Below are 13745 nucleotides of genomic sequence, written 5' to 3' on the forward strand. Positions count from 1 at the left end.
CTCGCATGAACAGGGAGATCCGAGTGGACCGTGAGCGCTGCATCGGCTCCGGGATGTGCGTCATGACCGCACCCGAAGTATTCGATCAGAGCGACGAGGACGGCCGGGTGCTGTTGCTGGACTCCACGCCCGCGTCCGACCGGGATGCGGCAGTCCGCGAGGCCGTCCTCCTATGCCCGTCCGACGCGATCAACCTCGTCTCGAAGGCCTAGAACCCTATTCCGGCCGGTGGGCCGGACCCCTTATCCCCACTATTCGAACAGGAGAATCCGATGACTGCTCCCGTCCCCCACGGCCTGCCCGTCGAACGCACCGCGGGTCCCTTCAATCCTCCAGCCGAGATCAGCCGCCTGCGCGACGCCCGACCGGTCAGTCCCCTGATCTTCCCCGACGGCCACGAGGGCTGGCTGGTCACCGGCTACGACGAGGTCCGCAAGCTGATGGCCGATACCCGGTTCAGCTCCCGCCAGGACATCGGGATCGTCCACTCGGTGGAGGACAACCCGGACATGCCCGTGCAGACCGAGCCGTCCCCGCAGATCCCGGGCCTGTTCGTCGCCATGGACCCGCCGGACCACACCCGGTTGCGGCGCAAGCTCATCGGCGCCTTCACGGTCAAGCGCATGAAGCAGCTCGAGGAGCACATCGTCGAGATCACCGAGCGGCGGCTGGACGAGATGGCGCGGCTGGCCCCGCCGGTCGATCTGGTCACCGAGTTCGCGCTGCCGGTGCCGTCGCTGGTGATCTGCGAACTGCTGGGCGTCCCGTACGAGGACCGGGCCACCTTCCAGGTCAACTCCGCCAAGTTCCTGGTCCGGGAGCAGTCGCTGGAGGAGAAGATGGGCGCCTACGGCGCGATGACCACCTACCTGGCCGGACTGGTCGTGAGCAAGCGCGCCGAACCCGGCGAGGACATCCTGTCCGACCTGGCCCGCGACGAGGACCTGAGCGTCGAGGAGCTGACCGGCATCGCGTTCCTGCTGCTACTCGCGGGTCACGAGACCACCGCGAACATGCTGGGACTGGGCGCCTTCGCGCTCCTGGAGAACCCCGAGCAGCTCGCCGAGCTGCGCGCCGACGCGGAGCTGGTCCCCGAGGCCGTCGAGGAACTCCTGCGCTATCTCTCGGTCGCCGACATCTTCTACCGTTACGCGACGGAGGACATCGAACTCGGCGGGGAGACGATCGGCAAGGGTTCGACCGTGGTCGTCTCGCTGCTGGCCGCCAACCACGACCCGCGCCGCTTCCACGAGCCCGACGCCCTGGACATCCATCGTCGGGCGCGCGGCCTCGTCTCCTTCGGCCACGGCATCCACCAGTGCCTCGGACAGCAGTTGGCCCGCATCGAGATGCGCGCCGGATTCGCCGGTCTGGTGCGCCGGTTCCCGACGCTGCGGCTCGCTGTGCCCGCCGACGAGGTGAAGCTCCGGACAGACATGAATATCTATGGCGTCCACGAACTTCCGGTCACCTGGGCGTAACCGTTCCGGTAGCAAATCAACCCGAATCGCAAGGAGCACAAGCCATGTCCACGTTCACCACCCCGGAGCCGATCGCCCTCAGCGTCGAGGTGCTGTCCGGCACCGTCACCGTCATCGCCTCCGACCGCGGCGACACCGTCGTCGACGTCCGTCCGGCCGACGCGTCCAAGAAGGGCGACGTACGCGCCGCCGAGCAGACTCGCGTGCATTTCCGCGACGGCGCCCTGACCGTACGAACGACGAAGGACTGGCGGACCCACACCCCGTTCGGCGGCAATCCGACGATCGAGGTAACCATCGAGGTCCCCACGGGCTCCCGGCTGAAAGCCACCACCGCTGTCGGCAGACTGCTGGGCACGGGCGCACTGGGCGAGTGCGACCTGGAGGTCTCCGCCGGAGACATCATCCTCGAACGCCCACTGGACTCGGTCACCGCGAAGGTCGCCAAGGGCGACATCCGCATCGGCGAGGCCACCCGCGGCAACCTGCTCCTGGAAACAATGATGGGCGAACTCGAGGTCGGTATCGCCCCGAGCAGCGCGGCCCGGCTGGAAACCAACGCAACCTACGGCACCGTACAAAACCGAATGGGCCCCGTCGCCCGCACACAGAATAGCGGCGAGACCGTGCACGTCCACGCACGAAACGCCTACGGCAACATCATCATCCACCACACCACCACCGTCTAACACACCACGGCCCGTTCCCGGGCCGCCGCGATCCTCATGGGCCATGATCGGGCCGTTCATCCCGCCGTCGCGATCGGGGGTACGCCTCATCCGAACCTCTCGGCGGGAGACGCACACGCGTCGTTGTATTCGGTCGGAATACCAACGGCGACGAACAAACTCGGGCCATTGGAGAAGAGCAACGCTGTCGTCGGAGAAGGTCAGCTGAATCGATTGGACCGCATCCGCGAACTTCTCCGGCAGCGGTAGTTGACCTGCTCGCGGATCGAGCCCACCCTTTTCGACAGCCTTGGCGCCTACCTCTTGTGGGGTCAGTACGCGCGCCCGGAGTCCGGTCGGATGTGGCGAGCATCCACCAGGGCCTGGTAGGCGGCGCGTTTGCGTGGGCAGTCTTCCCGGCGGCAGGTCCGGTGCTGTTGCATGGCGCGGTGGGCCTGCGGCACGGTGAAGGGCCGGCCCGGCGCGGTGTGCGTGTAGGTCACGATCTCTCGTGTGTTCGTGGGCGCCTCGCCGAAATCGTCGGTCTCGTCGTCAAAGTCGTCGCGTAGCAGTACTTTGACCACCCCGCCGAAGATCACGACGACGGCGATGAGGACCAACCAGACAGTGGCGGTGTTCATGGCTGTCCGACCTGACAGGGGAACATCGTCCAACGGGCGAAACTCATTCGGGGTGTGATGGTTTCGACGTCGACGATACACATCAGCGTTCCGGTTCGGAGGGCGTGGCATGAGTGGCATGACAGTGGCATCTGGAGTGCACTCCGCCCTCCATCGAGCCCCGTGGCGGCGCTAGTGGCATTGGGGTGGCATCGTGCGCACATGAGCGCGGCGGGGGCGTGGTTGGTGGCAGGCTTGGTGGCATGTCGGTGACCACGGGAACACTGATCAGACAGTTGCGTGTTGCTAAGGGTTGGAGTCAGGGCAAGCTGGCCGGCGAGCTGTCCAAGGTGTCGGGGTGCAACATGACCCGCGAATACATCTCGCGGCATTGGGAATCGGGCAAGACCGAGCCGTCTTGGTTCTGGCCGAGTCATCTTGCGACGGTGCTGGATTGCCCGCCGGAGCTGTTGGAGGCGGATGTGAACCGTCGCGAATTCTTATCGCACCTTGCCGCTACGTCGGTAGCGCCGGTCGTGGCGTCCGATCTTCTGTCGCAAGGGTTTTCGACGCGACTGCATTCGACCGGCCCCAGCGTGGAGGCGTGGGAGGGAAAACTAGCCCAGTACGGCACGGATTACATGAGCCAAGGAGCGGCGCAGATACAGCAACGCCTCGCCGCTGATCTGGTTGTGCTGCAACAGCAGTTGGACTCGCCACGCATGTGGGCCGTAGCGGCACGGCTGATGACCCTGTTCGCCAAGACGTATCCGGGTAGCGATGGAAACAAGGCGATTTCCTGGTACCGAATGGCCGCCGAGGCGGCCGACCGATCCGACGACGCGAACGTACGGGTGTGGGTGCGGGGCCGAGCGGCTATAGCGCTCGGCTACGAAGGCGCTTCGCTACCTGTGGCGCACCGGTTCGCCGATCAAGCTCTAGCCATCAGCGACCGGCACAGCCTCGGGCGTTTGAACGCGATCTGGGGAAAGGCGCACGCGACAGCGATCCAGGATGATGTCACGACGGCGCGACAGCTGATCGACACCGGGCGACGCGAGTTCGACGTGTCCTACAGCGAGGAACAAACATCGGACTACGCAGTGCCCTGGTGGCGCGTGAACGTCTTCCTGAGCCTTCTAGCGGCGCGCATCGGTGACGAGAAGATCGCAGTACAGGCGCAGGTCGACGCCGGTCACGACCTCCCGCCTGAATTGCCTCGATTCGCGACCCATCTAGAGATGCACCGCGGCCTCATGCTGGTTCGTGCCGGAGACCGTGAACAAGGGGTGAGGCTGGCCCGCGCCGCACTCGACGCCCTACCGCCTGAGAAGCACTCGCTGACACTCCGGATGCTGATGGAGGAGATCGCGGGGCCGGAACGCAACGGCGTGACGTAGCCCGGGATACGCCCACAGCGGCCGGTGCGGATATCGAACCCGCTCAGTCGCTTCCGGGCGGTACGGCGGGATAGAACACGCAGTACATGCGTAGTTGGGTGTCGGCGATGATGGTGTGGCGTTCGTGCTTGTCCAGGAGATACATGGTGCCCGGAGCCAGGGGGTAGGTGACATCGTTGTCGCGGTCGAGCAGGGTGCCGGTGCCTTCGATCAGCCAGACGGCCTCGACGTAATCCGGGTAGTGCAGCGGGGTCTCGGTGCCGGGCGCGACCGTTGTCTCGTGGTAGGAGAATCCGACCTGGTCGTCGGAGAGGATGATTCGCTTCGAGGTCCAGGTGTCGGTGTCCACCTGGCGGTCGGTTCCGGTGATGTCAGCGGTGGTTCTGACGATCATGGTCGGCTCCCTTCTCCACGGTGTGCAGGAAGTCCAGCAGTTCGTCGACGGCCCGGCGGGCCTCGGGAATGTTCTTCATGATCCAGTTGTGCGGCATGCCGGGATATTCGCGCAGATCGACGGGCACGCCCGCGAGATCACCGAGTTCCTTGATGCGGCGGGCGTCCGGCAGCAGGATGTCGCGGTGGCCGATGAAGACGACGACCGGGGCGAGCCCGGAGAGGTCGGCGAAGGCCGGGCTGACCTCCGGATCGTCGAGCGCGCGCTCGCCCGCGTACCACCGGCCCGCCTGTTTCAGGCCCGCTACGCCGAGCTCCGGGTCGCGGTCGTCGAGGGTCAGCGAGAGCGGGTCGTCGGTGGCCAGATCGATCCACGGGGAGAACAGCGCGAGGGCCGCGGGTTGCGGCTGACCCCGCTCGCGCAGGTGGCGGGCCAGGGTGAGCGCGAGGGTGCCACCGGCCGAGTCCCCGAACACGATCCGGTTCCGAGCCGCGGCATCCGCCATGACCTCGGCGTACGCCTTCTCGATCATGGGGATGGTGGACCGGTGGTCGTACTCGGGCGCCAGCGGATACATGGGCATGGAGTAGGTGCACCCGAGCCGGTCGATCATTCTGGCCGCGAAGCGCCAGTGGTGCGCCTCGGGCGCCTCGACGAAACCGCCGCCGTGCATGTGGAAGATGTGCCACGGCGACGCGGGTCCGCCCGCGGGGGTGAGGGTGTAGACGTCGTGATCGTCGATCACCCGGCGGCTGACCTGGTACGAGTCGGTCACGCGCCGGGGCGGACGGGAGCGTTCGGGCGCTTGATGTTCCGGTAATCGCTTACGCATGACGGCGGGCTCGGCGTAGAACCGCTTGTTCCGCTGCCACCGCATCCGCGCGATCACCGCCCTCGCACGCCATGACGGCATAGCCCCTCCTTCCCTGCGGCGGCCACGATCTTCGGCTACCCGCTCGACCGCTGCGCAATCATCGCCCCGCCGATGCCCCGTCCGCCGACCATTGCCTGTGGCCGGAAGTACGGATACGCTCTCCACAGTCAGTGAACAGTCGTGCACTATTAGAGATCGACTGGAGCGTGAAGATGAGTCGACAGGGGACCGAGGTCTGGTCGGATCTGGCGCGTCGCTGCTCGCGGGCGATGACCGAGGAGGCGGGCTGGGCCTCGGAATTCGCCCGTGAGGTGAAGGCGGCCACGGCGATTCGCCTCCGGCGGGCGAACCGCTCGGCGTGCCGGGCGGCGGCGGATGTCGAAGGGGAGTTGCACGACCTGAATCGGGAGATCGTGGCGCTGGCCCTGGGCGCCCTGCGCGCACGGTCGGATCGGCGCCGCCGAGTACGGCACGGATAACGGTGCACAGCTGTGCACCATTGGTCGGTGACCCGCCGAAATCCGGCCGGTTTCCGGCGGGTCACCGATCTTCGGGGATCGAGAAGTGCTTGTATGCGTGAATCGGGTATGCCGGGTGTGGCATGCCGATATTCATGCGGTACAGCACAATCCGAGGAGATTCGATTATGCGTAGATCCCGCTTCATCCACCGTTTGGCCGTGACGGCCGCCGCCGGGCTGGTCGTGGCCGGTCTGGCGAGTGCTCCCGCCGCCGCGGATCCGGCGCTCGAGTTCACGAGCGCCGTACAGCACCTGCGGACGGCGGCCGCCGGTAACCCGGCCGCCGAGCAGGCGGTGGACCGATTGATCGCGTCGGCGCCGGGCGCCGTCGACGTGGCCCTGCCCGCGCAGCCGTTCCAGATTCCGGCGCAGTCCGATATCGGCCGCGGCGGCGGCCCCGGCGTCTACGGTTCGGGAATCGCGCTGGGCCTGGACGGATTCCGGTTCGGGTTCTTCGGCGGCCCCGGCACCATCGCGCCGAATCAGGCCGGTGCGAAGCTCGAGGTGGTGTGGATCAATCTCGCCAACTTCCGCAGCGGAACCAATCTGCTCATCGAGCACAACGACGTCCCCGTGGATACCACCATCCGCACCGCGGTCCTGGATCCCGGCCCCGGCCCGGTCGTGGCAGCGGTCTACGGCACGCTGTGGCACCGCTGGTCGGTGCCGGTGAGCGATGCGAATCCCGATGGTTTCCAATATCAACTCGGCACCATCTCGGTTCCGTCCTTCGGCGCCGTCTACAACTGATACCCCCGACAGTGGCGGCGCCCGGCCCTTCCGGTCGGGCGCCGTCACGGCATTCGAGGGCCGTCGTGCGGCTGCGCCGCGGCTACCCTTCTCGGGTGTCCCCGACGTTCATCCCCGCCCGAACACTCGCCGCGCTCTGCGTCTCAGCGCTGACCGCGGCGCTCGCAACGCTGGCGACCGCACCGGCCGCCACCGGCGAGACATCCGGCGGCCCAGGGGAATTGGTATCGATCACCGCACCCGCGCCGGAGGCCACCCCGCGGATGCCACGGCCCTCGCGCTGTATTCGGTGTCCGGCCTGCGAACTTCTTTCCCGCAGTTGGATATCGACGCCTACCTGACCGACGCGGGCCGTTACTGGGTGGACCGTTCCGAGCAGGTGTGCGATTCCGAGCTGGCCGACGAATTCGCCGCGGCCCCGATCGTTCTCGGGGACATGTTCGCACAACCGTTGGCCGCCTTGCCCGATGCGCCCAGGCTGTTGCGCGAGCACATGGGGATCCCGGTCACCGGCTACGACCGGCCGGTGTTCATCGGGCAGGGCTGGTTCGACACGCAGTCTCCCGCACCCGGAACCCTCGCCGTCGCGGCGCAGATACGGGCGAACGATCAGCCCGTCACCCTCCGCACCTACCCCGCCGACCACAGCGGCACCCTGCGGCCGTCCCTCGCCGACTCGATACCGTTCGTCCGCCGGATTCTCCCGCCGGGCCGTCCGTAGCCCGCCGTCACACAGACGAACCGACTGCGGGACCGTACCGCGCGACATACGCGTCGATCTCGGCGAGGTATCCGTCCCGCCGCGCCTGCGCAATCCACGAGGCCCGGAAGGAGTTTCGCGCCAGTTCCGCCAAGCGGTCGGTGGAGAGCCCGGCGTGCTCGGCCAGGGCCAGGTAGTTGTCGGCGGCGTAGGCGCCGAAGTAGGCGGGATCGTCGCTGTTCACGGTGACGAGCAGGCCGCGCTCCAGCAGGCCGGTGATCTCGGCGGCCTTCATCTGCGTGGTGACGAAGGAATTGGAGACCGGGCAGCAGGTGAAGGCGACGCCCCGGGACTCGGCCAGTTCGACCAGCCGATCGTCCTCGACGATATTGGTGCCGTGGTCGAGGCGGTCGACGCCGATGTCCTCCAGCGCCTGCCGGATGTGCTCGACCGAGTTCTGCTGGTCGATATCGCAGTGCATGGTCAGCAGGAAGCCCTCGCGACGGGCCCGGTCGAAGACGGCCGCGAACTTGCTCGGCGGATTCCCGCGCTCGTCGGAATCGAGGCCGACGCCGAGGATCCAGTCGCGGTAGGGCAGCGCCTCCAGCAGCGTCGCCATCGCGTACTCGGCCGAATAGTCGCGCAGGAAGCAGAGGACGAGTTCGGCGGAGATCCCGAACTCTCGCCGGGCACGCACGATCGCCGAGCGGTACCCGCCGATCACGGTGCCGAAGGGCACGCCGCGGCCGGTGTGGGCCTGCGGGTCGAAGAACATCTCCACGTGGCGCACGCCCTGGGCGTGGGCCCGGCACAGGTATTCGTAGGCCAGATCGTGAAAGTCCGGCGCCTGCCGCAGCACCCGCATGGCCGGGTAGTAGACCTGGAGGAACGAGGTGAGGTCGTGGAAGTCGTAGGTCTGTTTCACCTCCTCGACCGTGCGCTCCGGCAGCTCGATGCCGTTGCGGCGGGCCAGCCGGAACTTCAGCTCCGGTTCCAGCGTGCCCTCCAGGTGCAGGTGCAGCTCCGCCTTGGGCAGGCCGCGCACGAACTCCGCGAGATCACTCGGCATACCCTCCATGATCACCCATCGCACCGGAATTCGTCGCATATCGCGAGGTAGGACCGGAACTGTCCGATATGGTGGTCAGCATGGGTTCATGACCGAACTCTCGCTGCGTGCCTTGAACCGGACCCTGCTGCTGCGGCAATTCCTGACCGAACGGGTCTCGATGCCCGCGGTCGATCTGGTCCGGCACCTGGTGGCCGTGCAGGGGCAGGAGCCGAACTGGCCGTACGTGGGCCTGTGGGCGCGGCTGACCGGATTCCGGCACGAAGACCTCGAATCTCTGCTGCGGGACCGGAAGGTGGTGCGCTCCACCATGATTCGCCGGACCGTGCACCTGTCCACCGCCACGGACTTCCGCTGGCTGCACCCGACGATGCAGCCGTACGTCGAAGCGATGCTGCGGATGCCCTACTTCTCCGACGAGATCGCGGGGATGGATCTCGACGAACTGGCCGCCACCGGCCGGGAACTGCTGACCGGAACCACCCCGACCCGGCGCGAACTGGGCCGCTTGCTGGCCGAGCGGTTTCCGCGGCGGCGCCCGGGACGCCTCGCGCAATCCGTCGGCGTGCTGATTCCGCTTGTGCACGTGGGCGATTCGGGCGATTGGGGCAGGTGGCGCACGCGCTACGTCTCGGTCGCCCTGGCCGAGGAGTGGATCGGCGAACCGATGGCATCGCTGCCGCAGCCGGAGACGATGGTGCTGCGCTACCTGGCCGCCTTCGGCCCGGCCAGCGTCGCCGACATGCAGGCCTGGGCGGGAGCCACCCGCCTGGCCGAGGTGGTGCGGCGCCTGCGGCCGCGGCTGCGGACGGTCCGCGACGATGCGGGCCGGGAGCTGTTCGATCTCCCGGACGCACCCCTGGCCGACCCCGAGCTGCCGGTGCCGGTGCGGTTCCTGCCCGCCTTCGACAACGCGCTGCTCGGCCACAGGGATCGCCGGCGGATCATCAGCGACGAGGACCGCGCCCGGATCAACAGGGAGGCCTCGGCCGGTGTGCCGATGTACCTGGTCGACGGATTCGTCCACGGCCGTTGGGATTTGGACGGGTCGACGCTGCGCATCACGCCGTGGCACCCGCTGTCCGCCGACGACGAGGCCGCGGTGCGGGCCGAGGCCGAGCGCCTGCTGCGGTTCGTCGCGCCCGATGCCGGGACGATCGCGCTGGGGTCGGCCCCCAGGGCGTCTCGGTGACGTTCGCGACATGGCGAGCAGCCAGGCCGTTCATCTACTATTTACGTACGTAGATAGTAGATGCTCAATGGCGAGCAGAAAGAGGCGAGTCCCATGGCACGAGTTCCTCGCACGATCCTCACTCTCTCCGCGGTCGCCGCGCTGGCGACGGCGGGCCTGGGCCTCGGGGCCGGAGTCGCCGGGGCGGACGTCAGGACCTCGGGGGCCCGGCCTGCCGCGGCCTGCCTCTGGGACGGCAACGCCCACGCCACGGGATCGACCGTCGTCGCGGGTGGCAGCGACTATGTCTGCGGCACAGACGATCTCGGCGCCTACTGGTTCGGCGGTTCGCCTACCGACCGGCCCGACACCGTGACGTCGCCCGGTTCGCGCACGGATCCCGCCGGGCGATTCAGCCCGGGCGCCCGGCAGCCCGGCACCAGCTACAACGACTACTGCGTCGGCAGTCAGCTGATCCCCGGCACCGAGGACGTGTTCCAGGTCGTCCGGGCGCGCGACGGCAGGCCGTTCTGGAAGGCCGCCGCGCCGATCTCGCAGTGGCGCTTCGATTCCGGAGCCGCCCGCCCCGAGCCGACCTGGCGCACGCCCGCTTCCTGCTACGAGGACAACCTGATCTGATCGGGCACCGCCCCGGCGGGTCAGCGAGCGCGGTTCAGCTCGCCGAGCAGCCGCCAGGTCCGGCGCTGATCCTCCGGAGTGGTCAGATCGGTCTGGGAGAACACCACATCCGTCGCACCGGCGGCGAAATATTCCTTGATGCGGGCCGCGACCGATTCCTCGTCGCCGATCACCACCAGCTCGGCGGCCCGGGACACCCCGGACAGTTCGCTCATGCGGGCATAGGAGGGGATGTCGTCGTAGAACGCGGTCTCCCGGGCGGCCGCCTCGCGTGCCCGATCCACGTCGGCGGTGACGACACCGGGCACCAGGGCGACAATGCGCGGCCGGGCCCGGCCCGCCCGTTCGGCGGCCCGGACGATCGGCGTCACGACGTGCTCGCCCAGCGCCCGCGGACCTACGAGGAACGGCAGGGTGCCGTCGGCCAATTCCCCGGTGGCGCGCAGCGCCTGCGGACCCATCGCGGCGACCAGCACCGGCGGTGGCGGCTCGGCGCCCGCCACGGTCGCGGGCATCGGGGTCGCCGCCGTCACCGTTTCGCCTCGGAATTCGGTTGTGCCCGTGGTGAATACGTCGTTCAACACGGTCAGGAACTCACGCAGCCGGGCGATCGGGCGGTCGAAACCGACACCGAACACCGGCTCGGTGAACTGCGCCGCGCCCAGGCCGAGGCCGAGCGTGAACCGCCCCCGCGCCGCCGCCTGGGCGGTCTGCGCCGCGCTCGCGATCAGCAGCGGGTGCCGCGCCGAGATCGGCACCGCGGACGTCCCCACCTCGAGTCCGGGAACCTCGTGCCCCACCACCGCGGACAGCGTCACGGTGTCGTGCGAGAACAGCTGGCCGAACCACAGCGAACTCAGTCCGGCCGTGGCGATCTCCCGCCCGACCGCGACGGCCGCGTCCACGGCGTTGTCGGAGGCATCGAGCGGGGCGGGCGACAGCGCGATTCCGATACTCATTCCCCCGCCAACCATCGGGACCCGAGACGGGATTCCGGCAGGACCGATTTCCGCTGATCGAGCCGGACTATCCGGCACCTTCCCGCTGCTCCAGCCCCACGGCTTCCAGCAGCTCCCGCCGGTCCTGTACCAGCCGCGGATTATCGGCCGCGGCGGCCTCCATCAGATCGGCCAGGCCGTCCGCCAGCGCGTTGAGCTTCTGCTGCACCGCGGCGTCGGACCGACGCTGGGTGTTCTGCAGCAAGGCCACCAGCAGGAACGTGATCACGGTGGTGACGGTGTTGATGATCAGCTGCCAGGTGTCGAGATCGGTCAGCCAGATCGTCGGCGCCCACAGCACCACGATGAGGGCGCAGACCGTGAAGAACCATGCCTGCGACACCCGGCCGGCAACCACCGTGGCGAACCTGTCGAAGACCCGAGGGCCGGGGTCCGACTTCGGACGGCAGGACGGCGTCTCCGTGCCGAGAGTTGTTGTCCGACATCGTTCCTCCTGCTTGTCGCGGGATCCGCGCCCTGCTCGCACGCCGCGGCGGACGTTGCCGAGGTACCCGGGCCACGGCGCGCGAAACGCACTCCGATTGCTCCGCGTGTGCTCGAGATGCATCGCCATTGGCGCACCGCTAGTTTCGGTGGGGACGTTTTTGCCCTGAACCGGTCGCCCGGTTCGCCTAGCAGTACTGCCTGATGGAGGAAACACCGTGCGCATCCTGCTGGTCGCCAGCGCATTCAACAGCCTCACGCAGCGGGTGCACACCGAGTTGCGGGACCGCGGACACCGGGTCGGTGTCGAGTTGGCGCTGGGTGACGATCTGCTGCGCGCGCGGGTGGCCCAGTTCGGACCGGACCTGATCCTCGCCCCGATGCTCACCACCGCGATTCCGGAGGACATCTGGTCCGCGCACACCGTGCTGATCGTGCATCCCGGGCCGATGGGCGATCGCGGCCCGTCCTCGCTGGACTGGGCCCTCAGCGAGGGCGCGGCGGAGTGGGGCGTCACGGTGCTGCAGGCGGTCGCCGAGATGGACGCGGGCCCGATCTGGGCCAGCGAACCCTTCGCGGTAGGGCCGCACGGCAAGAGCCAGCTCTACCGCAACGAGGTATCCGACGCGGCGGTGCGCGCGGTGCTGCTGGCGGTCGAGCGCTTCGCCGACGGCCGGTTTACGCCCGAGCCGCTCGACTACGACCGACCCGACGTGCGCGGGCGGCTGCGCCCGTACCACCACCAGCGCCATCGCCGCATCGACTGGTCGGCCGACGACACCGCCACCGTGCTGCGCAAGCTCCGCGCCGCCGACTCCCAGCCCGGCGTGCTGGACGAGCTGTTCGGGCGGGAGTTCTTTGTCCACGGCGGGCACAACGAGGACCGGCTGCGCGGCTACCCGGGCACGATCGTCGCCACCCGCGACGGCGCGATCTGCCGGGCCACCGTCGACGGCGCGGTGTGGCTGCCGCAGTTGCGACCGCGCCGCACCCCCGGTGGCCCCGTGACGTTCAAGCGTCCCGCCACCGACGCGCTCGGGCCCGACCTGCTCGCCGGGGTGCCGGAGGTCGGGGTCACGCCGTTCGAGGCGGCCTCCCGCGACACGTGGTCGGAACTGCGCTACCGCGAGCACGGCGAGGTCGGCTACCTGGAATTCGCGTTCGCGGGCGGGGCGATGAGCACCGGCCAGTGCCGCCGCCTGCTGGCCGCCTACCGGCAGGCGTGCGAGCGTCCGGTGGACGTGCTGGTACTCGGCCCGGACCGCGACTTCTTCTCCAACGGCATCCACCTGAACGTGATCGAGGCGGCCGACGATCCGGCCGCGGAGTCCTGGCACAACATCAATGCGATGAACGACCTGGTCGAGGCCATCCTGACCACCACAGACAAGCTGGTGATCGCCGCGGTGGCCGGGAACGCCGCCGCCGGTGGCGTGATGCTCGCGCTGGCGGCCGACGAGGTCTGGTGCCGGGAGTCGGCGGTGCTGAATCCGCACTACCGACTGATGGGCCTGCACGGATCGGAGTACTGGACCTACACGCTGCCGCGCCGGGTCGGCGCCGAACAGGCGGACCGCCTGACCCGCGAGACTATGCCGGTCGGGGCCCGCGCGGCCGGTCGGCTGGGCCTGGTCGACCGGGTCGTCTCCGGCGGACCGGCCGAGTTCTGGAACCGGGTGCGCGGCGAGGCCGAGAACCTGGCCGCGGCGCCGGAGTTGGCGGACCGGCTGGTCACGAAGAAGCGGCGCCGCGCCGCGGACGAGGCCGCCAAGCCGCTGGCTGCCTACCGGGATTACGAACTGGCGCAAATGCGCCAGAACTTCTACGGCGAGCACGAGCCGTACCATCGACTGCGGCGAAACTTCGTGCACAAGGTGCGTCCCCAGGTCACCCCGACCCACCTGCTCGCTTGAGCCGATGCCCCGGCGTTGCGAAGCTTGCACAATGCAATCCCCAAGATCCACCCACTTGAACTATCGTCCGGTAACGGATTGATTACCGCTTTTGCCCCACTTGG

At 68.5% G+C, this 13745-nt stretch carries 15 protein-coding genes and 1 pseudogene; 10 read left to right on the forward strand and 6 right to left on the reverse strand.

All coding sequences use genetic code 11. The annotated features are described in order from the left end of the window. The first annotated feature begins 5 nt into the window (after positions 1-5). From ACYVLQ_RS21370 to ACYVLQ_RS21380, 3 genes are read left to right on the forward strand one after another with little or no spacing between them, the layout of a single operon-like run. The gene (locus ACYVLQ_RS21370) at positions 6-212 is read left to right on the forward strand and encodes a ferredoxin (protein WP_460699284.1); all 207 of its coding nucleotides are present in this window, start codon (positions 6-8) and stop codon (positions 210-212) included. A 60-nt stretch (positions 213-272) separates the two neighbouring features. Then, positions 273-1481, forward strand: a complete 1209-nt coding sequence (locus ACYVLQ_RS21375) for a cytochrome P450 (protein WP_460699285.1) — start codon at positions 273-275, stop codon at positions 1479-1481. 44 nt (positions 1482-1525) lie between these two features. Further along, positions 1526-2170 carry a DUF4097 family beta strand repeat-containing protein gene (locus ACYVLQ_RS21380; RefSeq protein ID WP_460699286.1) on the forward strand — a complete coding sequence of 215 codons (645 nt, stop codon included), beginning with the start codon at positions 1526-1528 and terminating at the stop codon, positions 2168-2170. Positions 2171-2481: 311 nt separating this feature from the next. Here the strand turns inward: ACYVLQ_RS21380 and ACYVLQ_RS21385 are convergent, their stop codons facing one another. Continuing rightward, positions 2482-2823 carry a hypothetical protein gene (locus ACYVLQ_RS21385; protein WP_460699287.1) on the reverse strand — a complete coding sequence of 114 codons (342 nt, stop codon included), beginning with the start codon at positions 2821-2823 and terminating at the stop codon, positions 2482-2484. A 209-nt stretch (positions 2824-3032) separates the two neighbouring features. Between ACYVLQ_RS21385 and ACYVLQ_RS21390 the strand changes: the two genes are divergently transcribed. Beyond that, positions 3033-4169, forward strand: a complete 1137-nt coding sequence (locus ACYVLQ_RS21390; RefSeq protein ID WP_460699288.1) for a helix-turn-helix transcriptional regulator — start codon at positions 3033-3035, stop codon at positions 4167-4169. A gap of 43 nt (positions 4170-4212) precedes the next feature. Here ACYVLQ_RS21390 and ACYVLQ_RS21395 read toward each other — a convergent pair whose 3' ends face one another. Both ACYVLQ_RS21395 and ACYVLQ_RS21400 read right to left on the reverse strand, forming a co-directional pair. Further along, the gene (locus tag ACYVLQ_RS21395; RefSeq protein WP_460699289.1) at positions 4213-4563 is read right to left on the reverse strand and encodes an ectoine synthase; all 351 of its coding nucleotides are present in this window, start codon (positions 4561-4563) and stop codon (positions 4213-4215) included. Continuing rightward, the gene (locus tag ACYVLQ_RS21400; RefSeq protein ID WP_460699290.1) at positions 4541-5476 is read right to left on the reverse strand and encodes an alpha/beta hydrolase; all 936 of its coding nucleotides are present in this window, start codon (positions 5474-5476) and stop codon (positions 4541-4543) included. Before ACYVLQ_RS21400 ends, ACYVLQ_RS21395 begins: the two co-directional genes overlap by 23 nt. Before the next feature lie 173 nt (positions 5477-5649). Between ACYVLQ_RS21400 and ACYVLQ_RS21405 the strand changes: the two genes are divergently transcribed. The 3 genes from ACYVLQ_RS21405 to ACYVLQ_RS21415 all read left to right on the forward strand — a co-directional run bounded on the left by ACYVLQ_RS21405 (position 5650) and on the right by ACYVLQ_RS21415 (position 7428). Continuing rightward, the gene (locus ACYVLQ_RS21405) at positions 5650-5916 is read left to right on the forward strand and encodes a hypothetical protein (RefSeq protein WP_460699291.1); all 267 of its coding nucleotides are present in this window, start codon (positions 5650-5652) and stop codon (positions 5914-5916) included. Positions 5917-6083: 167 nt separating this feature from the next. After that, complete coding sequence (locus ACYVLQ_RS21410; RefSeq protein ID WP_460699292.1) at positions 6084-6707, forward strand: hypothetical protein; 624 nt, start codon at positions 6084-6086, stop codon at positions 6705-6707. Between the two features lie 289 nt (positions 6708-6996). Then, positions 6997-7428 (forward strand): hypothetical protein, encoded by a 432-nt coding sequence (locus ACYVLQ_RS21415; RefSeq protein WP_460699293.1) that lies wholly within the window; start codon positions 6997-6999, stop codon positions 7426-7428. 7 nt (positions 7429-7435) lie between these two features. On the opposite strand, the gene add is transcribed toward ACYVLQ_RS21415, so the two are convergent. Beyond that, positions 7436-8476, reverse strand: coding sequence for an adenosine deaminase (gene add, locus ACYVLQ_RS21420; protein ID WP_460699294.1), 1041 nt, complete (start codon positions 8474-8476; stop codon positions 7436-7438). An 88-nt stretch (positions 8477-8564) separates the two neighbouring features. Here add and ACYVLQ_RS21425 point away from each other — a divergent pair, with 88 nt between their 5' ends. Together ACYVLQ_RS21425 and ACYVLQ_RS21430 are read left to right on the forward strand one after the other, a co-directional pair. Next, positions 8565-9668 (forward strand): winged helix DNA-binding domain-containing protein, encoded by a 1104-nt coding sequence (locus ACYVLQ_RS21425; RefSeq protein ID WP_460699295.1) that lies wholly within the window; start codon positions 8565-8567, stop codon positions 9666-9668. 93 nt (positions 9669-9761) lie between these two features. Next, complete coding sequence (locus ACYVLQ_RS21430) at positions 9762-10286, forward strand: hypothetical protein (protein ID WP_460699296.1); 525 nt, start codon at positions 9762-9764, stop codon at positions 10284-10286. A 20-nt stretch (positions 10287-10306) separates the two neighbouring features. Here ACYVLQ_RS21430 and ACYVLQ_RS21435 read toward each other — a convergent pair whose 3' ends face one another. Beyond that, on the reverse strand, positions 10307-11245 hold the full coding sequence (locus tag ACYVLQ_RS21435) for a TIGR03564 family F420-dependent LLM class oxidoreductase (protein ID WP_460699297.1): 939 nt from the start codon (positions 11243-11245) through the stop codon (positions 10307-10309). Positions 11246-11312: 67 nt separating this feature from the next. Further along, positions 11313-11730 (reverse strand): annotated as a pseudogene (locus ACYVLQ_RS21440) (low affinity iron permease family protein). Between the two features lie 216 nt (positions 11731-11946). On the opposite strand from ACYVLQ_RS21440, the gene ACYVLQ_RS21445 reads away from it, so the two are divergent. Then, positions 11947-13641, forward strand: coding sequence for a hydrogenase maturation protein (locus tag ACYVLQ_RS21445; RefSeq protein WP_460699298.1), 1695 nt, complete (start codon positions 11947-11949; stop codon positions 13639-13641). The last annotated feature ends 104 nt before the right edge of the window (positions 13642-13745 follow it).

This window comes from Nocardia thraciensis, from assembly GCF_054782435.1.

Bases quoted from the DNA above. Each gene is read 5' to 3' on its own strand.
- ACYVLQ_RS21370 (WP_460699284.1), top strand. From the start codon at position 6: ATGAACAGGGAGATCCGAGTGGACCGTGAGCGCTGCATCGGCTCCGGG.
- ACYVLQ_RS21375 (WP_460699285.1), top strand. From the start codon at position 273: ATGACTGCTCCCGTCCCCCACGGCCTGCCCGTCGAACGCACCGCGGGT.
- ACYVLQ_RS21380 (WP_460699286.1), top strand. From the start codon at position 1,526: ATGTCCACGTTCACCACCCCGGAGCCGATCGCCCTCAGCGTCGAGGTG.
- ACYVLQ_RS21390 (WP_460699288.1), top strand. From the start codon at position 3,033: ATGTCGGTGACCACGGGAACACTGATCAGACAGTTGCGTGTTGCTAAG.
- ACYVLQ_RS21395 (WP_460699289.1), bottom strand. From the start codon at position 4,563: ATGATCGTCAGAACCACCGCTGACATCACCGGAACCGACCGCCAGGTG.
- ACYVLQ_RS21400 (WP_460699290.1), bottom strand. From the start codon at position 5,476: ATGCCGTCATGGCGTGCGAGGGCGGTGATCGCGCGGATGCGGTGGCAG.
- ACYVLQ_RS21405 (WP_460699291.1), top strand. From the start codon at position 5,650: ATGAGTCGACAGGGGACCGAGGTCTGGTCGGATCTGGCGCGTCGCTGC.
- ACYVLQ_RS21410 (WP_460699292.1), top strand. From the start codon at position 6,084: ATGCGTAGATCCCGCTTCATCCACCGTTTGGCCGTGACGGCCGCCGCC.
- add (WP_460699294.1), bottom strand. From the start codon at position 8,476: ATGCCGAGTGATCTCGCGGAGTTCGTGCGCGGCCTGCCCAAGGCGGAG.
- ACYVLQ_RS21425 (WP_460699295.1), top strand. From the start codon at position 8,565: ATGACCGAACTCTCGCTGCGTGCCTTGAACCGGACCCTGCTGCTGCGG.
- ACYVLQ_RS21430 (WP_460699296.1), top strand. From the start codon at position 9,762: ATGGCACGAGTTCCTCGCACGATCCTCACTCTCTCCGCGGTCGCCGCG.
- ACYVLQ_RS21435 (WP_460699297.1), bottom strand. From the start codon at position 11,245: ATGAGTATCGGAATCGCGCTGTCGCCCGCCCCGCTCGATGCCTCCGAC.